Origin of the sequence: Isoptericola variabilis, assembly GCF_050311655.1 — a bacterium.
Classification (GTDB): domain Bacteria; phylum Actinomycetota; class Actinomycetes; order Actinomycetales; family Cellulomonadaceae; genus Isoptericola; species Isoptericola variabilis.
This window is the reverse complement of record NZ_JBNOZM010000006.1, coordinates 15,023-36,478: the sequence shown is the minus strand read 5'-3', so window position 1 is coordinate 36,478 and position 21,456 is coordinate 15,023. Positions and strand designations below refer to the sequence as shown.

The 21,456-nt window shown below is 74.0% G+C and carries 19 protein-coding genes and 1 tRNA gene; 9 read left to right on the top strand and 11 right to left on the bottom strand.

The window, feature by feature from the left end; genetic code table 11:
- Window positions 1-81: 81 nt before the first annotated feature.
- The 3 genes from ACQP60_RS13975 to ACQP60_RS13965 all read left to right on the top strand — a co-directional run bounded on the left by ACQP60_RS13975 (window position 82) and on the right by ACQP60_RS13965 (window position 3,131).
- The gene (locus tag ACQP60_RS13975; protein WP_429733725.1) at window positions 82-2,046 is read left to right on the top strand and encodes a serine/threonine-protein kinase; all 1,965 of its coding nucleotides are present in this window, start codon (window positions 82-84) and stop codon (window positions 2,044-2,046) included.
- Window positions 2,047-2,166: 120 nt separating this feature from the next.
- The gene (locus tag ACQP60_RS13970; RefSeq protein WP_429733722.1) at window positions 2,167-3,006 is read left to right on the top strand and encodes a DsbA family protein; all 840 of its coding nucleotides are present in this window, start codon (window positions 2,167-2,169) and stop codon (window positions 3,004-3,006) included.
- 49 nt (window positions 3,007-3,055) lie between these two features.
- Window positions 3,056-3,131: transfer RNA gene (locus tag ACQP60_RS13965), tRNA-Thr, on the top strand.
- A gap of 70 nt (window positions 3,132-3,201) precedes the next feature.
- Here the strand turns inward: ACQP60_RS13965 and ACQP60_RS13960 are convergent.
- Complete coding sequence (locus tag ACQP60_RS13960) at window positions 3,202-4,113, bottom strand: SGNH/GDSL hydrolase family protein (protein ID WP_429733719.1); 912 nt, start codon at window positions 4,111-4,113, stop codon at window positions 3,202-3,204.
- A gap of 78 nt (window positions 4,114-4,191) precedes the next feature.
- A complete protein-coding gene (locus tag ACQP60_RS13955) occupies window positions 4,192-4,842 on the bottom strand; it encodes a uracil-DNA glycosylase (protein WP_429734359.1) in 651 nt (216 codons plus the stop codon).
- Between the two features lie 267 nt (window positions 4,843-5,109).
- Here ACQP60_RS13955 and ACQP60_RS13950 point away from each other — a divergent pair, with 267 nt between their 5' ends.
- From ACQP60_RS13950 to groL, 4 genes are all read left to right on the top strand, one after another.
- Window positions 5,110-5,460 carry a DUF3263 domain-containing protein gene (locus tag ACQP60_RS13950; RefSeq protein ID WP_429733715.1) on the top strand — a complete coding sequence of 117 codons (351 nt, stop codon included), beginning with the start codon at window positions 5,110-5,112 and terminating at the stop codon, window positions 5,458-5,460.
- A gap of 105 nt (window positions 5,461-5,565) precedes the next feature.
- Window positions 5,566-6,249, top strand: coding sequence for a LytR C-terminal domain-containing protein (locus tag ACQP60_RS13945; protein ID WP_429733712.1), 684 nt, complete (start codon window positions 5,566-5,568; stop codon window positions 6,247-6,249).
- A gap of 142 nt (window positions 6,250-6,391) precedes the next feature.
- Window positions 6,392-6,595, top strand: a complete 204-nt coding sequence (locus ACQP60_RS13940; protein WP_416344544.1) for a cold-shock protein — start codon at window positions 6,392-6,394, stop codon at window positions 6,593-6,595.
- A 385-nt stretch (window positions 6,596-6,980) separates the two neighbouring features.
- Window positions 6,981-8,606, top strand: a complete 1,626-nt coding sequence (groL, locus tag ACQP60_RS13935) for a chaperonin GroEL (RefSeq protein WP_429733708.1) — start codon at window positions 6,981-6,983, stop codon at window positions 8,604-8,606.
- A 125-nt stretch (window positions 8,607-8,731) separates the two neighbouring features.
- Here groL and ACQP60_RS13930 read toward each other — a convergent pair whose 3' ends face one another.
- The 4 genes from ACQP60_RS13930 to ACQP60_RS13915 form a co-directional block, all read right to left on the bottom strand.
- Entirely contained in the window at window positions 8,732-9,022 is a 291-nt protein-coding gene (locus tag ACQP60_RS13930) for a WXG100 family type VII secretion target (RefSeq protein ID WP_429733705.1), read from the bottom strand.
- Window positions 9,023-9,138: 116 nt separating this feature from the next.
- Window positions 9,139-9,852, bottom strand: a complete 714-nt coding sequence (locus ACQP60_RS13925; RefSeq protein ID WP_429733702.1) for an HD domain-containing protein — start codon at window positions 9,850-9,852, stop codon at window positions 9,139-9,141.
- A gap of 118 nt (window positions 9,853-9,970) precedes the next feature.
- Entirely contained in the window at window positions 9,971-11,569 is a 1,599-nt protein-coding gene (locus tag ACQP60_RS13920) for a sensor histidine kinase (protein ID WP_429733699.1), read from the bottom strand.
- Window positions 11,566-12,300 (bottom strand): response regulator transcription factor, encoded by a 735-nt coding sequence (locus tag ACQP60_RS13915; RefSeq protein ID WP_429733696.1) that lies wholly within the window; start codon window positions 12,298-12,300, stop codon window positions 11,566-11,568. The genes ACQP60_RS13920 and ACQP60_RS13915 overlap by 4 nt, the downstream gene beginning before the upstream one ends.
- A 118-nt stretch (window positions 12,301-12,418) precedes the next feature.
- Here ACQP60_RS13915 and ACQP60_RS13910 point away from each other — a divergent pair, with 118 nt between their 5' ends.
- The gene (locus ACQP60_RS13910) at window positions 12,419-13,666 is read left to right on the top strand and encodes a DNA glycosylase AlkZ-like family protein (RefSeq protein ID WP_429733693.1); all 1,248 of its coding nucleotides are present in this window, start codon (window positions 12,419-12,421) and stop codon (window positions 13,664-13,666) included.
- 21 nt (window positions 13,667-13,687) lie between these two features.
- Here ACQP60_RS13910 and ACQP60_RS13905 read toward each other — a convergent pair whose 3' ends face one another.
- A complete protein-coding gene (locus ACQP60_RS13905) occupies window positions 13,688-14,302 on the bottom strand; it encodes an NYN domain-containing protein (RefSeq protein ID WP_429733690.1) in 615 nt (204 codons plus the stop codon).
- A 148-nt stretch (window positions 14,303-14,450) separates the two neighbouring features.
- Here ACQP60_RS13905 and ACQP60_RS13900 point away from each other — a divergent pair, with 148 nt between their 5' ends.
- Window positions 14,451-15,533, top strand: a complete 1,083-nt coding sequence (locus ACQP60_RS13900) for a lytic polysaccharide monooxygenase (protein ID WP_429733687.1) — start codon at window positions 14,451-14,453, stop codon at window positions 15,531-15,533.
- Window positions 15,534-15,600: 67 nt separating this feature from the next.
- Here the strand turns inward: ACQP60_RS13900 and ACQP60_RS13895 are convergent, their stop codons facing one another.
- The 4 genes from ACQP60_RS13895 to ACQP60_RS13880 form a co-directional block, all read right to left on the bottom strand.
- Entirely contained in the window at window positions 15,601-16,353 is a 753-nt protein-coding gene (locus ACQP60_RS13895) for a PspA/IM30 family protein (RefSeq protein ID WP_429733684.1), read from the bottom strand.
- A gap of 108 nt (window positions 16,354-16,461) precedes the next feature.
- The gene (locus ACQP60_RS13890) at window positions 16,462-18,531 is read right to left on the bottom strand and encodes a TPM domain-containing protein (RefSeq protein WP_429733681.1); all 2,070 of its coding nucleotides are present in this window, start codon (window positions 18,529-18,531) and stop codon (window positions 16,462-16,464) included.
- Between the two features lie 67 nt (window positions 18,532-18,598).
- Window positions 18,599-19,597, bottom strand: coding sequence for a TIGR03557 family F420-dependent LLM class oxidoreductase (locus tag ACQP60_RS13885; RefSeq protein ID WP_429733678.1), 999 nt, complete (start codon window positions 19,595-19,597; stop codon window positions 18,599-18,601).
- 111 nt (window positions 19,598-19,708) lie between these two features.
- Entirely contained in the window at window positions 19,709-21,397 is a 1,689-nt protein-coding gene (locus ACQP60_RS13880; protein ID WP_429733675.1) for a DNA repair helicase XPB, read from the bottom strand.
- Window positions 21,398-21,456 lie beyond the last annotated feature (59 nt).

The window sequence follows — 21,456 nt, the reverse complement described above, 5'->3', positions numbered from 1 at the left end:
GCCCTCGACCTCCCGATGACCTGCCGCGCACCCGCGCGGCACGGCGCGCCCCGGGAGGTCCGGGCGGATACGGTGTGCCCCATGGGCGAGGTCGACGCGATGCAGGTCCCGGGGCGGACCCCGGTGCCGGGCTCGTCGTCGGCCGCGCGCGACGACGGTGCAGCGGACGGCACGGCGCGGGGCGACGCGCCGTCGGGCCAGGTGTCGCGCCTCCCACGGACCCCGGATGGCGGCCTCGCCGAGGGCGCCGAGGTCGGGGGGTACACCGTCGTCCGGCCGCTCGGCAGCGGCGCGATGGGCGCCGTCTACGAGGCGGTCGACGGCGGCGGCGGCCGGGTGGCCCTCAAGGTGCTGCACGCCCACGTCGACGCCGACCCCGCCGGGCGCGAGCGGCTCCGGCGCGAGGCCGCGGCCCTGCAGCGGCTGCGGCACCCCGCCGTCGCGCAGGTGCTCGACGCGGAGCTCGAGGGCCCGTACGCGTTCGTCGTGACCGAGCTGGTGGACGGCGTCACCCTCGAGGAGGAGGTGGACGAGCGCGGCCCGCTCGACGCCGCGGACGTCTTCTCCCTCGCCGACCAGCTCGCCGCCGCCCTGGAGGCGGTGCACGACGCGGGCGTGGTGCACCGCGACCTCAAGCCGTCCAACGTGATGATCACCGCGCAGGGGCCGGTGCTCATCGACTTCGGCATCGCGCAGGGTCCGGGCGACGCCCGCACCACGTCCACCGGGTTCGTCATGGGCACGCCCGGCTACATCGCGCCCGAGCTGCTCGACGGCGGCGCGCCCGTCGCGGAGACCGACTGGTGGAGCTGGGCGGCCCTGCTGTCGTTCGCCGCCACGGGTCGCTCGCCGTTCGGCGTCCGGCCCACCGAGCTGGTGCTGCGGCGCTCGCGGGAGGGCCGGCCCGACCTGCACGGCCTGCCGGCCCGCACCGCGCGGGCGCTCGCGGGCGCGCTCCAGGCCGACCCGGCCCTGCGCTGGGGGCCCACCGAGGTGGCGCGGGCGCTGCGTCGCGACCTCGACGACGCCCTGGGCGGCGCCCCCGACCCGTGGGCCGGGCCCGACGCCACGCAGCGGATCGCGCAGTCTGCCGAGACCCAGCGGGTGGGCCTGCCCACGCAGGTCGTCGCGGCCGCGGAGGCCCCGGCGTCGTACCCCCCGACGGGCGCCGTCCCGATCGCGCCCGGCGCGCAGGGTGCGCCGCCGCCCCCGCCGCCCGTCGCGCCGGGCCGTCCCACGACGGCCCCGACACCGGCCGACGCCGACGACCCGACCCAGACGATGACCGCGTTGGAGCGCGACCGGCTGCAGGCGCAGGACGGCGCCACGCGCGCCATCCCGGTCGGCGACGTGCGCTACAAGGGCTACGACCAGCTGGTCGAGGAGCTGCCGCCCGAGCCGCCCGGCCCGTATGAGCGTCCCGTGCACCGGCGTCGCACCGGCAGCGCCGTCGCCGTCGCGCTGCCGCTGATCGCCCTCGCGGCCACCCGCCCGCTCATCGGGTTCGGCGCCCTCGTCGCGCTGGTCCTCGTGTGCCGCGCGGTGGCGACGTCGGGCGACCGGCTGCACACGCGACGCGAGCACAAGGGCGTCCGCCGCTCCGACGGGCTGGTCGGCACGCTGCTGTTCCCCTGGCACGCGTTCCTCGGGGTGCTCGGGTCGATCCCCGCGGTGCTGGTCGGCGCGTCCGCCGGGCTGCTGACCCTGCTGGCCGGCTGGTGGCTGTTCGGCGCGGGGCACCTCATCGTGCTGCCCCGCGGGGACCTCGAGGCGCGCTCCCAGGGCGGGATGAACGAGGACATCGTGTTCAACGGCGTCCTGGTGGGCGTCATGGTCGTCGCGCTCCTGGCCACGTGGTTCGGGCCGGCGGGCGGCACCGCGCGCGAGGGTGGCCGCATCATCCTCGGGAAGATCGCGCCCGGCCGCGTCGGCGCGGCCGTCATCGTCGGCGTCTGCCTCGTGCTGACGGTGATCCTCGTCGCCCCCGTGCTCTCCGACCCGACGATCGAGTGGTGGCCGCTCAGCGGGCCTCCCGAGATCCCCTGACCGGCGCGCACCCGGCGTCGGCCCGGCCGGTCGCACCCTCCCGGCGAACGCCCAGCCGTCGCGGGTAGGCTTCGCCCCGTCCGGCGCTGCCCGCGCCCTCCCGAGATCCTCGAGGACACGATGTCGACGAAGAACCCGAACATGACGAAGGCGCAGCGCCGCGAGGCAGCCCGCGCCGAGGCGCTCGCCCTGCGCGAGAAGGAGCAGCAGCGCGACCGGCGCAACCGGATCATCACCCTGTCCGTGCTGGCCGTCGCGCTCGTCGCGCTCGGCGTCGTGGTCTGGATGATCCTGCAGCAGGGCGCGAAGAAGAACGTCGACGACATCCCCCTGTCCGAGGTGACGATGCCCTCGACGGCGCAGGAGAACGGCGGCATCCCCGTCGGCGCGGACAACGCGGCCGGCACGACCAACGACGACGCGCCCGTCATCGACGTCTACCTCGACTACATGTGCCCCGTCTGCGGCCAGTTCGAGCAGACCAACGCCGGCGACATCGACTCGATGGTCGGCGCCGGCGACGCGACCGTCGTCTACCACCCCGTGTCGATCCTCGACCGTCTGTCCGCCGGCACCGACTACTCGACGCGTGCGGCGTCGGCCGCGGCCTACGTCGCCGACAAGGCCCCCGAGGCGTTCCCGGCGTTCCACGCGGCGCTGTTCACCAACCAGCCCAAGGAGAACACCGAGGGCCTGACGGACGAGCAGCTCGCGTCGTACGCCGAGGAGGCGGGGGCTCCCGCCGACGTCGCGACCGCCATCGAGGACGGCACCGCCCGCGAGACGTTCGGTCAGTACGTCCACTCGGCCACGCAGGAGGCGACCTCGGACAAGGCGCTGCAGAACCCGCAGTCCGGGTCGTTCGGCACGCCGACCGTGCTCGTCGACGGTGAGGTCTTCGGCGACTGGGGCACGCAGGGCGCCCTGGGCCAGGCCGTCACGGCCGCCGCCGGCAGCTGATCGTCGCGCGGCACGGCCTGCCCCGCCCGGTAGGCTGTGCCGCGCTCCCGCCGCCTTAGCTCAGCTGGTAGAGCTCCCGTCTTGTAAACGGAAGGTCGTCGGTTCGAATCCGACAGGCGGCTCCACGTACCCGGCACGACGACGGGGCGGACCGTGGCCTGGCCACCGTCCGCCCCGTCGTCGTTCCCCGGGCCGTTACCGCGCGTCGTCCGCCGGCGGCCAGGGTGCCGGCTCGCCCCACTTCGGCGCGCGACCGTCGCCGCTGGAGGTGTGCTTGATCCGGCGCTGCACCCACGGCACGACGTGCGTGCGCGCCCATTGCGCGTTGGCGCGGGCCCGCTCGACGAACGCCTGCGGCGGCAGCGGGTCGAGCGCGACGGAGTAGTCGGCGTCGTCGGGCTCCAGGCCCAGACCGACGAGCGCGGCGTCGGCGACGCGGCGGTGCCCCTCTGGTGTGAGGTGGATGCGGTCGTCGGCCCACATGCGCAGGTCGAAGAGAGGGTCGAGGCCCCACAGGTCCAGCACGTGCGCGCCGTGCTTGCGCGCGATGGTCCAGATGTTCGCGTTGTACTGGCCCACCCGTCCGCGGGTCCAGCTCAGCCCGCCGCCGGCCTTGAAGCCGGTGCCGAGCAGCACGTCGGTGCCGGCCGCGCGGAGCTTCGCCACGCCCTCCTCGAGCTGCGCCGACAGGACGTCGACGTCGGCCTGCGGGCGCAGGATGTCGTTGCCGCCGCCGACGAACGACACCAGGTCCGGCTGCATGGCCAGCGCGACGTCGAGCTGCTCGGCGAGGATGTGGCGCAGCAGCCGGCCACGGATCGCGAGGTTCGCATACTCCAGGCCGGGGGCGCCGGTAGCGGTGCGGCGCTCCGACAGCGCGCCCGCGAGCCGGTCGGCCCAGCCGCGCTGCTTCGCCTCCGACTCCGTGCCCGCCGGGGCCGGGGTGCCGTCGTCGAACGGGTACGGGTCCCACAGGCCCTCGGTGAACGAGTCGCCGATCGCGACGTACCGCGCCCACGGGGGAGCGGGGGCGGTGCCGGGGGTCGTGCCGTCAGGGGTCGGGCCGTCTGGGGTCGGGAGGGAGGCCTGCGTCGTCACGTCCGCCATTGTGCTCCTCGCGCGGCGGTGGGCGCTCGGGGCGACGAGTCGTGCCGCGTCGTCGTGCTGCGGAGCCGCGCCGCGACGTCAGGCGAGGCGCCAGTCCACCGGCGTGCCGCCCTGCGCCTCGAGGAGTGCGTTGACGCGCGAGAAGGGGCGGGAGCCGAAGAAGCCCCGGTACGCGGAGAGCGGGCTGGGGTGCGCGCTCTCGACGGTCGGGACGTCGCCGAGCCAGGGCTTGAGCGACGCGGCGTCGCGCCCCCACAGGATCGCGACGAGCGGTCCGCCGCGGGCCACGAGCGCCTTGATCGCGGCCTCGGTGACCTGCTCCCACCCCTTGCCGCGGTGCGACGCCGGGGTGCCCGGCCGCACGGTGAGCACGCGGTTGAGCAGCATGACGCCCTGGTCGGCCCAGGGCCGCAGGTCGCCGTTCGACGGCGTCGGCACGCCGACGTCGTCCGCGAGCTCCGTGTAGATGTTCACCAGCGACTTGGGGACCGGCCGCACCTGGGGCTGCACGGAGAACGACAGGCCCATCGGGTGCCCGGGCGTGGGGTACGGGTCCTGCCCGACGACGAGCACGCGCACGTCCGCGAGCGGGCGGGAGAACGCCGCGAAGATGTTCGGGCCCTCGGGCAGGTACGTGCGGCCCGCGGCGACCTCCGCACGCAGGAAGTCGCCCATCGCGTGGATCTGCGGCTCGACGTCGGCCAGCGCGGCCGCCCAGTCCGGCGCCATGACCTGGTCGAGGGGCGGCCGGGTCGTCGTCGTGCCGGGGCTGGTCGTCGTCGGGGTGTCCACGCCGCGACGCTAGCGCACCCGCCCGGCGAGTTGTCAGAGTCACGAGGGTGTAGGGGGCGACGTGGCTCTGACAGGTCGCGGAGCGCACCAGCTGTCAGAGGCAGATCGGGGTATGGCCCCGCGTGGCTCTGACAGGTCGCGGGATCGCGGCGCGCGGGGCGACGTCGTCGGGGCGGGCGCGGGGACGCGCCATACTGGGACGCCATGAGCGAGATCCTGGTCCAGGAGGTCCAGCCGGACCCGGAGGCGTCGGGCACGACGACCGAGTCGTCCGCCGCCTCGTCGGCGGTGTCGGCCGAGGGCGACCTCACCGACCGCGACCGCGAGATCCTCGCCTTCGAGCGGCAGTGGTGGAAGTACGCCGGGGCGAAGGAGCAGGCGGTGCGCGAGCTGTTCGGCCTGTCCGCGACGCGCTACTACCAGGTGCTGAACGCCCTCATCGACTCGCCCGCCGCCCTCGCGCACGACCCGATGCTCGTCAAGCGGCTGCGGCGGATGCGCTCCACGCGCCAGCGGGCCCGCTCCGCGCGGCGCCTCTCCGACGGCCAGGGCTGACGGTCGGGCCGGCGACGCGTCCGTGACCTGGGCGGACCGGCAGGCCCGGGGCTTGCTGAGAGGAGCCTGGACGGGCGGGCGCCCGGAACGGCTACCCTGTCCGCCGTGAGCAAGAGCCATTACCCCTACCCGCCCGACGAGTTCGACGTCCGCGGGCCCGAGGGCACGCCGGTCGGTGTGCATCGTGAGCCGCGCAGCGGGTGGAGCTCGGTGTGGCCGTTCCTGCTGATCGTCGTCGTGTGCGGCGGACTCGCGGTCGGCATCGTCTCCTTCCTGTCCGACGACGGCGAGCCGGCCACGCCTCCCGCGGCCGAGCAGTCCGCCGGCGCGGGCGCCGACGAGCCGGACGCCTCCGCCTCGGAGGAGGCCCCCGCGGACGGCGAGGAGACCCCGGCCGACGGCGAGGAGGGCGGCGACGCGTCGGAGGAGCCGACGGATGGCGAGTCGGAGGCGGCCACCGAGCTGCCCGGTGACCCTGCGGCCGCGAACCTCGAGGCGCCCGTCGCGGTCTTCAACGCCATCACGGAGGGCAGCGCGACCGGTCAGGCCGCCGCGGGGCAGAGCGCGCTGGCGGCGGAGGGGTTCACCGACGTGGCCGCCGAGGATGCTCCGGACGAGATGAAGAGCTCCTACCAGGACACGACCGTCCTCTACGGCGCGGACCGCGCGGACACCGCGAGCGCGGTGGCCGAGGCGCTCGGCGTCGACCCGGCGAACGTGCAGCAGTCGGACGACGTCTCGGCCAGCGAGCAGGCCGTCTGGGTGGTCCTCAAGTCGCCGGTGGGCTGAGGCCCGCCGCGCCGCCGGGATGTCGGCATCTCGCATGCCGACATTCCGGACATCGGTGCTTCCCTTGGCGCGATCGCCGCTACTAGGCTCCCGTTCACCGCGGGGTGCCTGCCCTGCGGCCGAGGAGCACGAGGAGAGGTACATGGCCCAGGGCACCGTCAAGTGGTTCAACGCGGAGAAGGGGTACGGGTTCATCACCCCGACCGCGGGCGGGCAGGACCTGTTCGTCCACTACAGCGCCATCCAGACCGACGGGTACCGCACCCTGGACGAGGGGCAGGGCGTCGAGTTCGAGGTCGGCCAGGGGCAGAAGGGTCCGCAGGCCGAGCAGGTCCGCCCGCTCTGACCACGTCGTCGAACCAGCCGTCGAACCAGCCGTCCACCAGCCGTCCACCAGCGGCTCGACCGGCAGGTCGTCGCGAAGGCCGGCACCGCAGGACGCAGGGACGCGTCCGGGGTGCCGGCCTTCGTCGTCTCCGCGCGGTCCGCTCGCGGTGCACGCCCTCGGCGAACGTCTTGCACTCGCCACCCGAGAGTGCCAATAATGGCTTAGCACTCTCGGCCTGTGAGTGACAGCCGCCTCCCGGGGCGGCGTTCTCCTGGGCCGCGGGTGAAGCATTCGGGTCGTTCGGTGAGACCCTCCGCGCGTGCGTGACCTGAACGCCGCGGGGTGGGTCGTCCGTCGCGGGCGCCGGCCGGCCATCTCAGCCACCAGCGGAGGATCAGTCCCCATGGCCAAGATCATCGCCTTCGACGAGGAAGCTCGTCGGAGCATGGAGCGCGGGCTCAACCAGCTCGCCGACACCGTGAAGGTCACGCTCGGCCCCAAGGGCCGCAACGTCGTCCTGGACAAGAAGTGGGGCGCCCCCACGATCACCAACGACGGTGTCTCCATCGCCAAGGAGATCGAGCTCGACGACCCGTACGAGAAGATCGGCGCGGAGCTCGTCAAGGAGGTCGCCAAGAAGACCGACGACGTCGCGGGTGACGGCACCACGACCGCCACCGTGCTCGCCCAGGCGCTCGTGCGCGAGGGCCTGCGCGTCGTCGCCGCCGGCGCCAACCCGATCGCCGTCAAGCGCGGCATCGAGAAGGCCGTCGAGGCCGTCACCGAGCAGCTGCTCAACGCCGCGGTCGAGATCGAGACCAAGGACCAGATCGCCGCCACGGCCGCCATCTCGGCCGGCGACGCCTCCATCGGCGAGCTCATCGCCGAGGCCCTCGACAAGGTGGGCAAGGAGGGCGTGATCACGGTCGAGGAGTCGAACACGTTCGGCCTCGAGCTCGAGCTCACCGAGGGCATGCGCTTCGACAAGGGCTTCCTCGCCCGCTACTTCGAGACGGACCCGGAGCGCCAGGAGGCCGTCCTCGAGGACCCGTACGTCCTGATCGTCGAGTCGAAGATCTCGAACGTCAAGGACATGCTGCCGGTGCTCGACCAGGTCATGAAGGCCGGTCGTTCGCTGCTCATCATCGCCGAGGACGTCGAGGGCGAGGCCCTGGCCACCCTCGTGCTGAACAAGATCCGCGGCACCTTCAAGTCCGTCGCCGTCAAGGCCCCGGGCTTCGGCGACCGCCGCAAGGCCATGCTGCAGGACATCGCGATCCTCACCGGCGGCCAGGTCATCACCGAGACGGTGGGCCTCAAGCTGGAGAACGCGACCCTCGACCTGCTGGGCCAGGCGCGCAAGGTCGTCGTGACCAAGGACGAGACCACGATCGTCGAGGGTGCGGGCGACGCCGAGCTCATCTCGGGCCGCGTCAACCAGATCCGTTCCGAGATCGAGAAGTCGGACTCGGACTACGACCGCGAGAAGCTGCAGGAGCGCCTCGCCAAGCTGGCCGGCGGCGTCGCCGTCATCAAGGCCGGTGCGGCCACCGAGGTGGAGCTCAAGGAGCGCAAGCACCGCATCGAGGACGCCGTCCGCAACGCCAAGGCCGCGGTCGAGGAGGGCATCGTCGCCGGTGGTGGCGTCGCGCTGATCCAGGCCGGTGCCGCCGCGTTCCCGAAGCTGGAGCTCGAGGGCGACGAGGCGACGGGTGCGCAGATCGTCGCCGCGTCGATCTCGGCCCCGCTCAAGCAGATCGCGATCAACGCCGGCCTCGAGGGCGGCGTCGTGGCGGAGAAGGTCAAGAACCTCCCCGCCGGCGAGGGCCTCAACGCCGCGACCGGCGTGTACGAGGACCTGCTGGCCGCGGGCGTCAACGACCCGGTCAAGGTCACGCGTTCCGCGCTGCAGAACGCCGCGTCGATCGCCGCGCTGTTCCTCACCACCGAGGCCGTCGTGGCCGACAAGCCGGAGCCGGCCGCGGCCGCGCCCGCCGGCGACGGTGGCATGGGCGGCATGGACTTCTGATCCGGAAGCCCTGATCTGGAAAGGCCCTGAGCCGGCAGCCACGCGCTGACGACCCACGACTTCGGCCGGTCACCCCGCGAGGGGTGGCCGGCCGTCGTCGTTCGGTGGACGTCTCAGCGGGCAGGTCAGCGGGCCGCGAAGAGCCGCGTGGCCTGGGCCTCGGCGTCCGCGTAGGTGCGTGACGCCGACGACAGGGCCGCCGTGACGGCGTCGAGCGCGGCCTCGACCTGGGTCTGGGTGGCCTGCCACTGGCCCATGACGCCCGCGAACTGCGTCGCCGCGCCGCCGTGCCAGCTGGACTGCAGGTCCTGCAGGTGCCGCATCATCGCCCCCACCTCGGAGCGGATCGCCGCCACGGAACCGTTCACCGCCGCGCTCGCCTGCGCGACCCGCTCGCTGTCGACCTCGTACCGCACGTGTCCTCCTTCGTCGCCGTGCCCCCTGCGGGGCTGCCGACGACGACGTTACGGAGCGTGCGGATCTCGCGGCCGCCGTCATCCACAGGATGTGGACAACCTGGCGCGGCGAGCGGTCAGGAGGCCGACTTCTCCGCGAGGAGACGGCGCTCCTTCATCAGGCGGTGCAGCTCGCCGTCGAGGTTCTGCCGCGCCGCCTCCTCCCACGCCGCGCCCATCGGGCTGAAGTACAGCGACGGGCGCGCCAGCAGCTTGGTCAGCACGCGGATGCGGGCGTCCAGGTAGTCGGGCAGCGGGATGTGCGAGTACTCCGCCCGCACGTTCGCCACGTACTCCTTGTAGCGCTGCGGCTCCGCGGCCAGCATGGCGAGGTCCGCGTCGTTGAGCACCGCGGAGTCGACGTCGTCGGGCAGCGGCTTGTGCCGGTCGATCGAGTCGACGAGGCGCGCGGTGCGCTCCACCGCCGCCTCGGGCAGGCCGAGCCCCGTGAGCTGGGTGCGCGCCAGGTTCGCGCTCACCGTGGTCTGCTCGCCGCCCTGGTTCGCCTGGGCGACCTTGCGCGTCGCGTCGAACACGGCGCCGTGGTACCAGGCCGCGAGGCGCACCAGGTCGGGCTCGTGCGTCTCCTGGGAGAGCTCGTCCACGCGGTGCAGGACGTCGGCCAGGTGGCGCAGGTTGTGGAAGTGCCGCTCCGGGGCCGACCACCGGTCGATGAGGTCCTCCCCGACGGAACGGATCCCCGCGTCGTCGGCGGTGGCGCCTGCACCGTGGCAGGTGCGGACGAACGCGGAGAGGAACCACTGGGGCGCGTCGGCGCTCATGACGCCCATCGCTATCAGACCTTCGGTCGTCGGACTCGGACTGTCCTCCTCCTCGCCAGACTACGACCGCGGGGCGACATCGCACCGCGGTCGAGGTGCCGGCCATGCCTGCTGGTCAGCCTTCCGGTCAGGCGGAGGAGGACGACGCGCCATCGTAGCCGTCCGCCGCCGGGAGAAGTACCCGCACGGTCATCCCGCCGCCGGGCGTCTCGCTCACCGACACGTGGCCCTGGTGCGCGCCGACGATCGCGGCGACGATCGCCATCCCCAGGCCGGACCCGCCGGACTCCCGGTTCCGCGACGAGTCGGCGCGGTAGAACCGCTCGAACACGCGCTTCGACTGCTCCGGCGTGATGCCCGGGCCGTGGTCGCGCACCTCGACGACGGCGCCGCCGTCGGGCGCCCGGCCCACCGCCAGCTCGGCCGGTGAGCCGGCCGGTGTGTGCCGCGCCACGTTCCCGACGAGGTTGGTCAGCACCTGGCGCAGGCGGTCGGCGTCGCCGGTCACGACGAGGCCGGACGGCGCGGGGGAGCCCGGCGCGAGCCCGGTCACGGCAACCTCGCGCGTCGGGTCGAGGGCGTGCAGGTCCTGGGCGGCGTCGCGGGCCATCGCGCTCAGCTCCACGGGCTCGTGGCGCATCGGCCGGCCCTCGTCGAGGCGGGCGAGCACCAGCAGGTCGTTGACCAGCGTGCTCATGCGGCGCGCCGAGTCCTCGATGCGCTCCATGGTGTCGTCCACCTTGGCGGGCGTGTCGAGCGCACCCAGCCGGTACAGCTCGCCGTAGCCCTTGACCGTGGCCAGGGGGGTGCGCAGCTCGTGGCTCGCGTCGGAGACGAACCGGCGCATGCGGCGCTCCGACTCCTCCTGGGCGGAGAACGCGCGCTCGATCTGGGTGAGCATCGTGTTCAGCGACGCGGACAGCGAGCCCACCTCGGTCGACGTCGGACGCTCGGGGACGCGCTGCGACAGGTCGCCCGCGGCGATCTCCGCCGCCGTCGCCTCGATCTGCCGCAGCGGCCGCAGCGACCGGTGCACCAGCAGGAACGAGATCGCGCCGCCGAGGATGACGATGCCGAGCGCCGAGAACAGCAGCGAGCGCGTGAGGTAGGCGACCGTGTGCTGCACCTCCGCCAGGGGGAGCCCGACGTAGACGGCGCCCTGGATGGTGCCGGACGAGCCGTACGGGAGGGCGACGACGCGCCAGTCGCCCGGCTCGGCGCCGCCGACGGACGGGACGGTGAAGGGCTCGAGGCCGCGGTCGACGACGGCCGAGACCGGCTCGTCGGGGATGTCGGGGATGCCGTACTTCTCCTCGGTGGCGGGCCACACCGTCGGGGGAGAGGTGGCGCCGTCGGTGTCGCGCAGGATGACGACGTACTCGCTCGGGGCGCGCTGGGCCAGGTCGCCGGAGGAGTTGAGCGCCATGTTCGCCACGCCCTTGGCGGACTGCGTGAGCTGCTGGTCCGTCTGCGCCACGAGGTAGCCGGAGACGACGGTGCGGGTCACCACGGCGGCCAGGATCAGCCCGGCCGCCAGCACCAGGACGGTGATCGTGACCAGCCGGGTCCGCAGCGGCAGCCGTTCGAGCCACGTCCACGGCGCGGAGCGGTGCGCGGGGTCCGCGACGGGCGGCTCCGGGGCCGACCGCGGGTCCGCGGGCAGCGCGCGCCCGTCCGCCGTCGTCCCCGGGGCCGCGACCGGGGCGCCGGGCGTGGGGGTGCTCATCGCGCCTGCGGCGCCCGCAGGAGGTAGCCGACGCCGCGCTTGGTGTGGATGAGCGGCGGCAGGGTGACGTCGTCCCCGTCGGGGCCGGTGACGGAGAGGTTGTCGATCTTGCGGCGCAGGTAGGAGATGTAGGACTCGACGATGTTCGCGTCGCCGCCCCAGTCGTACTGCCACACGTGGTCGAGGATCTGCGCCTTGGACAGCACGCGTCCGGCGTTGAGCATGAGGTAGCGCAGCAGCTTGAACTCGGTGGGGGACAGGTCGATCTCGACGCCGGCCCGGCGCACCTCGTGCGAGTCCTCGTCGAGCTCGAGGTCGCCGACGCGCAGGACGGCGTCGTCCTCGGGCTCGCCCGCGTGCGTGCGGCGCAGCACGGCGCGGATGCGGGCCACGACCTCCTCCAGGCTGAACGGCTTGGTGACGTAGTCGTCGCCGCCGACGGTGAGCCCCTGCACCTTGTCCTGCGTGTCGTCGCGGGCGGTGAGGAACAGCACGGGGGTGTGCCGGCCGGTGGAGCGCATGCGGCGGGTCACGGTGAAGCCGTCCATGTCGGGCAGCATCACGTCGAGGACGACCAGGTCGGGCTCGATGTCGCGGACGAGCTGCAGCGCCCCGTTCCCGTCACCGGCGGCGTGCACCTCGAACCCGGCGAAACGCAGGGACGTGGACAGCAGCTCGCGGATGTTGGGCTCGTCGTCCACGACGACGAGACGTGCCTCGGGTGCGCTCATGACCTCAGTGTGCGTCCGGGGTCTGAGCGTTGCCTGGGAAGGGGCTCGGACGGCGCTGGTGCGGCCGAGCGGGCGCCCGTGGGGGTGCTCTGTGGGTGCCTCGGCCCATGATGGGCGGGTGCGGATCACGGGGGAGCAGCGCCGGCGGCGCCTGGTCGTGCGGCAGCTCGCGCTCGGGGTCGAGGGGACGGGGCGGCCCGCGGCGGCGACGCCGGAGGACGTCACCCGGCGGCTGGTCGCCCTGCACGCGACGGACGCGCCGAGCGTGCACCTCGCGGTGCTCGCGCGGGTGCCGGGGCTCGGGCTCGACGACGTGCGCGACGCCCTGTTCGAGCGGCGCAGCCTCGTCAAGGTGCTGGGCATGCGGCGCACGATGTTCGTCGTGCCGCGCGACGTCGTGCCGGTGGTGCACGCCGCGGCGTCCGCCCCGGTCGCGGCACGGCTGCGCACCCGGCTGCTCAAGGAGCTCGCGACGCTGCCCACCGACCCGGTCGTCGACGACCCGGAGGCGCTGCTCGCGGCCGCCGAGGCGCAGGTGCACGCGGCCCTCGCCACGGGCCCGCTCGACGGCGCCGAGCTCTCCCGGGCGGCGCCGCTGCTGCGCACCGCGTTCCTGCCCACCACGGACAAGGCGTGGGACGTGCGGCGTACCATGACGACGCCGCTGCTGTCCGTGCTGTCCGCGGAGGGCACGATCGTGCGGGGCGAGCCTCGCGGGGCGTGGTCGTCGCCGCGGCACGTGTGGTCCCCGATGACCGACTGGTTCCCGGAGGGGATCCCGGCCATGGACGAGGAGGCGGCGCGCGTCGAGCTCGCCCGTGCGTGGCTCGAGGCGTTCGGGCCCGCCACCGTGGCGGACCTCAGGTGGTGGACCGGCTGGAACCTCGGGCAGGCGCGCCGGGCCGTCGCGGCGCTCGACGTGCGCGAGGTCGAGGTGGAGGTCGGCCCGCCCGGCGGGGACGCCGTCGTCGCCGACGGCGTGATGCTGCGCGCCACCGACCTGGACGCGGACCTCGACCCCGCCCTGGACGACGTCGTCGCCGGTCACGCGGCCCTGCTGCCCACCCTCGACCCCACGACGATGGGCTGGACCGCCCGCGACTGGTACCTGGGCCCGCACCGCGAGCACCTCTTCGACAGCGCCGGCAACGCGGGGGCGACCGTGTGGTGGCAGGGCCGGATCGTGGGGCTGTGGATCGTGCGGCCCGCCGGCGACCTCGCCTGGCGCCTGCTCGAGGACGTGGGCGCCGACGCCGAGGCCGCCGTCGCCGCCGAGGCGGAGCGGCTGCGCGACCTCCTCGGCGGCAGCACGTTCACCCCCGGCTACACGACCCCGCTCTACCGGGAGCTGCTCGCCGCCGGCTGACGACGCGCGCTCACCACGGCGTCAGAGGTAGCGCAGCGGGTCGAACTCGTCGAGCGGGATGATCCGCACGCGCGGCAGCGGGGCGGTGAACGCGTCGGCGTCGCCCTCGAGGTCGAACATCTCCAGCCCGCGGTCGGCGAGCTGCGCGAACTGCCCGTTGACGAACTCGCGGAACGCCAGCAGCCCCACTCGCCGCTCGTCGTCGAGCAGCGCCTCGATCTGCGGCAGGAAGTCGCCGTCGTGGCTCGCCAGCAGGACGTCCCCGTCGCGGTCGGCCAGCGCCTCCAGCGTGCGCTGGATACCGACGTCGACGACCTTCTCCGTGCCGGACGACGCCAGCGGGATCGGCTTGTAGCCCATCGCGAGCAGCGCCTGCACGAACGCCATCGGCATCTGTCCGCTGCTGGCGTTGAGGAAGAACAGCGGGACGACGTCCTGGTCCCACAGCTTCTGCGCGAACGTGGAGATGCGGTCCCAGCGGGGGCGTTCCTCGGGGTTCGGCCGCCGGTTCAGCACGTTCATGCCCAGCGTGGCGTCGATGTTCTCGCCGTCCACCAGGAGGTAGGTACGGCGGCCCGTGGCCTCCGCGGGGGCGGGAGCGCTCGCGGGGGCCGGGGCGGAGAAGGCGGGAGACATGCTCCTCAGCGTATCGGCACCGACCCCAAAACGATTCGTGGCGTGGACCCGGCGGCCGGTCGATGACCGAATGGCAGGCGTCCGCGTCGCGACGCCGCGACCGGCACCCACGAGAAAGCACGAAGAGGCACGAGACAGGAGGACACCGATGTCCCGCACCACTCGTCGCACCGGCACCGCCGCCCGCGGCGCCACCCGCGCCCGCCGATGGCGTCAGGTCGCGACGGCGGCCGCGGCCGCGCTCGTCGCGCCGCTCGCCGTCGTCGCCGTCACCACCGCCGGGGCCGGCAGCGCCGCAGCCCACGGCTCCGTCACCGACCCGCCCACCCGCAACTACGGCTGCCTCGAACGGTGGGGCGACGACCACCTCAACCCCGAGATGGCCGAGCTCGACCCCATGTGCTGGGGCGCCTGGCAGGCCGAGCCGGCCGCCATGTGGAACTGGAACGGGCTCTACCACGAGGGCATCGGCGGGCGCCACGAGGAGCTGATCCCCGACGGGCAGCTCTGCTCGGGCGGGCAGACCGAGGGCGGCCGGTACGACTACCTCGACACCCCCGGCGGCTGGTACGCCACCGGCGTCGACCACCGGTTCACGCTCACGCTGACCGACGGCGCCAACCACGGGGCGGACTACCTGCGCATCTACGTCTCCAAGCCGAGCTACGACCCGACGACGGAGCCGCTCACCTGGGACGACCTCGACCTGATCAAGGTGACGGACCCGTACGCCCCGCAGTCGCCGTACGTGACCGACGTCGACCTGACCGGGTACGACGGGCGCGCCGTGCTCTACACGATCTGGCAGGCGAGCCACGCCGACCAGCCGTACTACCTGTGCTCCGACATCAACATCGGCGGCGGTGACATCGTCGGCGACGGCCCGGCCGGCGGGGGCGACGGCGGCGAGGACGGCGGAGGCGACGGCGGCGAAGAGGGCGGCGGTGAGGACGGCGAGACCGGCGTCTGCACCGCCGACGTGCGCGTCACGAACTCGTGGGCCGGCGGCTATCAGGCCGACGTCACGGTCACGGCGACGGAGCCGCTCGACGGCTGGTCGGTCGACCTGGGCGGCGTCGCGGTGGACCAGGTGTGGAACGGCGTGCTCGCCGGCGGCACCGTGACGAACGCGGCATGGAACGGCACCCTCGACACCGGGGGGACCGCGACCTTCGGCCTCATCGGCTCCGGGACGCCCGGCGACGCGACCGCGGAGTGCTCCGCGGGCTGACGCCGACCGGCCCCCGTCGACGGGTCCCGTCGACGGGGGCCGATGCGCGCTCGACCTCCTGCCCGGTCTACTGCTCGGTCGACGGGGAGATCTGCGGCGACGGCGCGTTGCCGGCCTTGAGGGCGGCGAGCCGGGCCTCCAGCTCGATGTCCTGGTCGGAGGCCTCCAGCTCGGCGAACTGCGAGTCGAGGGACGCGGCCGCGACCTCGGCCTGACCCATCGCCATGGCCTCCTCGCGGCGGACGGTCTCCTCGTAGCGGGCCAGCTCGCTGGTCGGGTCGAGGACGTTGATGGAGCTGATCGCGCCCTGCACGGTCTGCTGCGCCTGGGCGGCCTTCTGGCGGGCGACGAGCTGGTCACGCTTGGACTTCAGCTCGCCCAGCTTGTCCTTCATCGCGGCGAGGCCGGTCTTGAGCTTCTCGACCGTGACGCGCTGCTGCTCGATCATCGGCTGCGCCGTCTTGACCTCGGACTCGGCGTCGAGCTGCTTGCGCAGCGCCACCTTGGCGAGGTTGTCGAACTTGTCGGCGTCGGCCGTGTTCCCGGCGGCCCGGTACTCGTCGGCCTTGCGCGACGCGGCGAGGGCCTTGGTGCCCCACTCGCTGGCCGCCTGGACGTCCTCGTTGTAGTCCTGCTCGGCGAGGCGCAGGTTGCCGATGGTCTGGGCGATGGCCTGCTCGGCCTCCGCGATGTTGTTCGTGTAGTCGCGGACGAGCTGGTCCAGCATCTTCTGCGGGTCCTCGGCGCGGTCGAGCAGCGCGTTGATGTTCGCCTTCGCGAGCTGGCTGATGCGCCCGAGGATGCTCTGCTTCTGCGTCATGGTCGTGCTTCCTTCCGTCGCCCTGCTGAATGGGTCGCTGACTGTGTGCCGTCGTCGTCTGCCTGCCAGAACGTGCGCTGTCGCGGTCGGGTTCCGGCCGCCGGGGTCTCAGAAGCGCCCGCCGCGGGACCTCCCGCCGCGTCCTGCGCCACGCATGCCCCCGCCGCCGAAGCCTCCGCCGCCGCGGCCTGCGCCGAACCCGCCGCCGTAGCCGCCGCGGCGCCGGCCACCGCCGTAGCCCCCGCCGAACCCGCCGCTGATGCCACCGCCGGACCCGCGCAGCACGGAGTCGAGCAGGATCCCGCCCAGCACCATGCCGCCGACGTTCGGGCCGCCCTGCCCGCCCTGGTTCGCGCCCCACGACGACGTGTCCTGCTCGGCGAGCTGCGCCGCCTGCTGGGCGTACCGCTCGGCCCGCTGCGCGCGCTCGAGCGCCGCCGTCGGGTCCTGCGCCTGGAGCGACTGGGCCTCGGCGACGAGCCGCGCCGCCTCGGCCAGGCGGGTGCGGGCCTCGGGCCCGACGGCGCCGCGCCGGGTCGCGACGTAGTCCTGGGTCGCGCGCACCTGCGAGTCGGCGCGGCCGAGCGTGTCGCGCAGGAGGGCGCGGGCGCGCGCGTCCGCCTCCGCCTTCTCGCGCGCCGTGGCGAGCGCCGCGTCCAGGGCCGCCTCGGCCGCGGTGAGGCGCTGCAGCGCGGCGAGCGGGTCGCCGCCGGAGCGGGCGCCGCGCGCCTGGGTCATCGCGGCCTCGGCCTCGGCGAGCGCCGCGGCCACGGCGGCCCGGTCCGCCTGGCCGTCGGCGGCGCCGCCGGCGGGCACGAGGCGGGCCGCGTCGGCCACGTCCTGGCCGATCGACGCGAGGCCCTTGTCCAGGTCGGCGCCGGCGGTGGCGAGCTGCGCGCCCGCCTGGTCGACGGCGTCCAGCAGCGTCGCGGCCTGCCCGAGCGCGTTCTGCGCCGCCCGCAGGTGCGCGACGGCGGCTGCCCGGGTGCGGCCGGTGAGCGCGGTGCGGCCGGAGGCCACGGCGTCGCGGGCGTGCGCCACGAGCGCGGTCGCCTGGTCGGGGTTGCCGCGGACGGACGCCAGCGCGGACGTGGGGTACGACGCCGCGAGCCCGGCGAGGGTCTCGCGCGCCACCGGCACGCGGGCCTCGATCTCGCCGGCGCGCTGCTCCGTCTCGTCGAGCAGCTCGGGGGCCCGCTGCTGCAGGGCGCGCAGCTCGTCGAACGCGTCGGTCTGCGCGTCGAGCGACGCCCCGGCGCGCTCGGTCAGCTCGAGGATGCCGGTGAGCAGCTGCCGCCGCCGGGGCTCGTCCTCGGGCACGTCGTCGTCCAGCTCCTGGCGCAGGTGGAACGCCTGCGCGACGTCCGCCTTGGCGGTCTCGAGCGCCGCCGAGAACTCCTGGGTGGCCTCGAGCCCGAACTCCGCCTGCGCGAAGCCGAGCTCCTGCTCCGACGTGCGCAGGGCGTCGTCGATGTCGACGAGCGCGGTGCCGACGCGCCGCTCGAGCTCGTCGGTGGGGACGGCGGACAGGTCGCCCGGCCCCGCCGTGGCGGCGGCGCCCCGGTTCTTGCGGCGCGACCGGACCCACAGCCAGCCGCCGACCCCGCCGGCCACGACGACGCCGCCGACCGCGGCCGCCACGCCCCAGCCACCGCCGCCGGACGACGTCGTGCCGCCGGTGCGGATCGTGTCCGCGGCGGCTATCGCGGCGCCGGCCCAGTCGTCGTCGCGCAGGTGGTCCTCCGCGACCTGCTCCACCTGGTCGAGCTGTGCGTCGGAGAGGCCGTTGTTGGTGTCCACCGACAGCCCGTACGCGCGGTCCTCGGTGGCGACGGCGAGCAGCAGGTCGTTGACGCCGAGCCCTGCGTCCGTCGCGGTGCGGTTCGCCCAGTCGCGACCGTCCGTGCCGTCGAACGACTCGACGTAGACGACGAACAGCTGGTACGGCGTCTCGTCCGCGAGCTGGTCGAGCGAGGCCTGCACCTGCGCCTCGTCGCCGTCGTCGAGCACCGCCGACTGGTCGGTGATCTCGCTGTCGAGCTGGGTCAGGGGAGGGACGGCGGAGGCGCTGAGCGCGAGGACGGCGGCGCCGGCGAGCGCCAGCAGCAGGGCCAGCACGCACGCACCGACGGCCGCTGCGGCGCGGTGCGGCGCAGCGGGGACGACACGGGGATTCACGACCTGATCGTGTCGCGCGCGGGCATGCGACGCAATTGCGGCACTACGCGCCGGGGTCAGGCCGCCGTCAGGCGTCGCCGTCGCCCGGGGCTGCCGCGCGCAGCCGTTCGAGGAGCGGGCCGGCCGCCTCGTCGAGGAACCGTCCCTGCCGCTCGTCCCCGATCTGCACGAGCGCCAGGTCCGTGAACCCCGCCTCCCAGTACGCGGCGGCCGCCTCGACCACGGCGTCCAGGTCCGGGCCGCACGGGACGGCGTCCGCGACGTCCTCGGGGCGCACGAACGCGGTGGCCCGCTCGAACGCCTCGGTGGTGGGCAGGTTGGCGTTCACCGGCCAGCCGAGGCCGAACCAGCGGAACTGCTCGTGCGCGCGGGCGATCGCCGCGTCACGGTCCGGGTCCCACGAGATCGGCATCTGACCGATTTTGCGGGACGGCGGCAGCGCGGCGTCCTCGCGGACGGCGTCCCAGCGCTCGACCAGGCCCGGCTTCGGCTCGGTCGCCACGAGATGGTCGGCCAGGGGCGCGAGGTGCTCCACCGACTGCCGGCCCGAGACGGCCACGCCGATCTCGACCGGCTCGTCCGGCAGGTCCCACAGCCGCGCCGAGTCCACCTGGAAGTGGTCGCCGCGGTAGCTGACGAGGTCGCCGCCGAACAGCACGGAGATGATCTCCACCGCCTCGGCCAGCAGCTCGTGCCGCTCGTCGACGGCGGGCCAGCCGGCGCCGACGACGTGCTCGTTGAGGTTCTCCCCGGCGCCGAGTCCGAGGGTGAACCGGCCGTCGGAGAGCAGCCCCACCGTCGCCGCCTTCTGCGCCACGACGGCCGGGTGGTAGCGCAGCGTCGGGCAGGTCACGTACGTCATGAGCCCCACGCGCTCGGTCGCGTGCGCCACCGCCCCGAGCACGCTCCACGCGTACGGGGAGTGGCCCTGCGCGTCCAGCCACGGGAAGTAGTGGTCGCTCATGACCTCGAAGTCGAAGCCGGCCCGCTCGCCGCGCACCGCGTAGTCGACGAGGCTCTTCGGGCCGGCCTGCTCGGTCATCAGGGTGTAGCCGAATCGGGTCATGCGGCCACCGTGCGACGGCGCGCGGATGCCCGCACGCCGCCGTCCCGCATCCGGGTAGTGCCCCCTGTTTCCCGGTAGGTCTCGGCGGCCACTACCGGAGGACGGGAGGCACTACCTCGCGGCGTCGGGAGCCTCGAGGTCCTCCGCGTCGACGATGCGGTACGCGTACCCCTGCTCGGCGAGGAACCGCTGCCGGTGGGCGGCGAAGTCCTGGTCCACGGTGTCGCGGGCGACGACGGCGTAGAAGTGCGCCGTCCGGCCGTCCGCCTTGGGCCGCATGACGCGCCCCAGCCGCTGCGCCTCCTCCTGCCGCGACCCGAACGACCCGGACACCTGGATCGCGACCGACGCCTCGGGCAGGTCGATGGAGAAGTTCGCGACCTTCGACACGACGAGGCGCGAGATCTCGCCGGAGCGGAACGCCTCGAACAGGCGCTGGCGCTCGCGGACCGTCGTCGCGCCCGTGATGAGCGGCGCGTCGAGATGGGCGCTGAGCTCCTCGAGCTGGTCCAGGTACTGGCCGATGACGAGCACCTGGTCGTCCGGGTGCTGCGCCACGATCCGCTCGACGACGCGGTTCTTCCCCGGCGCGCAGGCGGCGAGGCGGTACTTGTCCTCCGGCTCCGCCGTCGCGTACACCATGCGGTCGTGCTCGGGCAGGGTCAGGCGCACCTCGACGCAGTCGGCGGGCGCGATGTACCCCTGCGCCTCGATGTCCTTCCACGGGGCGTCGTAGCGCTTGGGCCCGATGAGGCTGAACACCTCGTCCTCGCGGCCGTCCTCGCGCACGAGGGTGGCGGTGAGGCCGAGGCGGCGGCGCGCCTGCAGGTCCGCCGTCATGCGGAAGATGGGCGCGGGCAGCAGGTGCACCTCGTCGTAGAGGATGAGGCCCCAGTCGCGGGCGTCGAGCAGCTCGAGGTGGCTGTACACGCCCTTCCGCTTGGTGGTGAGCACCTGGTAGGTGGCGATGGTGACGGGCTTGATCTCCTTGCGGGAGCCCGAGTACTCGCCGATCTCGTCCTCGGTGAGGGTGGTGCGGCGCACCAGCTCGTCGCGCCACTGCCGGGCGCTGACGGTGTTGGTCACGAGGATGAGCGTCGTGGTGCCGCTCTTCGCCATCGCGCCCGCGCCGACGATCGTCTTGCCGGCGCCGCAGGGCAGCACGACGACGCCGGAGCCGCCGTGCCAGAAGCCGTCCACGGCCTGCGCCTGGTACGGGCGCATCTCCCACGTCTTCGGCTCCTCGTGCGGCGTGCGCGGCTGCGTGGTGGGGGAGAGGGCGATCTCGTGCTTCTCCCCGTCGACGTACCCGGCGAGGTCCTCCGCCGGCCAGCCCAGCTTCACCAGGACCTGCTTCAGGTGGCCGCGCTCGGACGGGTGCACGACGACGGTCTCGTCGTCGATGCGGTCGCCCACCAGGCCGGCGGTGCGCTTCGACTTGAGCACCTCGGCGAGCACGGCCCGGTCGCTGGCCTCCAGCACGAGGCCGTGCGTGGGGTGGGTGGCGAGCGTGAGGCGCCCGTAGCGGCCCATGGTCTCGGCGACGTCGATGAGCAGCGCGTGCGGCACCGGGTAGCGGGAGTACTCGATGAGCGTGTTCACCACCTGCTCCGCGTCGTGACCCGCGGCGCGCGCGTTCCACAGCCCCAGGCTCGTGAGCCGGTAGGTGTGCACGTGCTCCGGCGCGCGCTCCAGCTCCGCGAACGGCGCGATCGCGCGGCGCGCGTCGTCGGCGCGGGGGTGGTCCACCTCCAGCAGGATGGACTTGTCGCTCTGCACGATGAGCGGGCCGTCGGTCATGCGGCTCCTTCGGGTGGCGGTCGGGGATGGCGATCCAGGGTCTCAACGCCTGGCGTCTG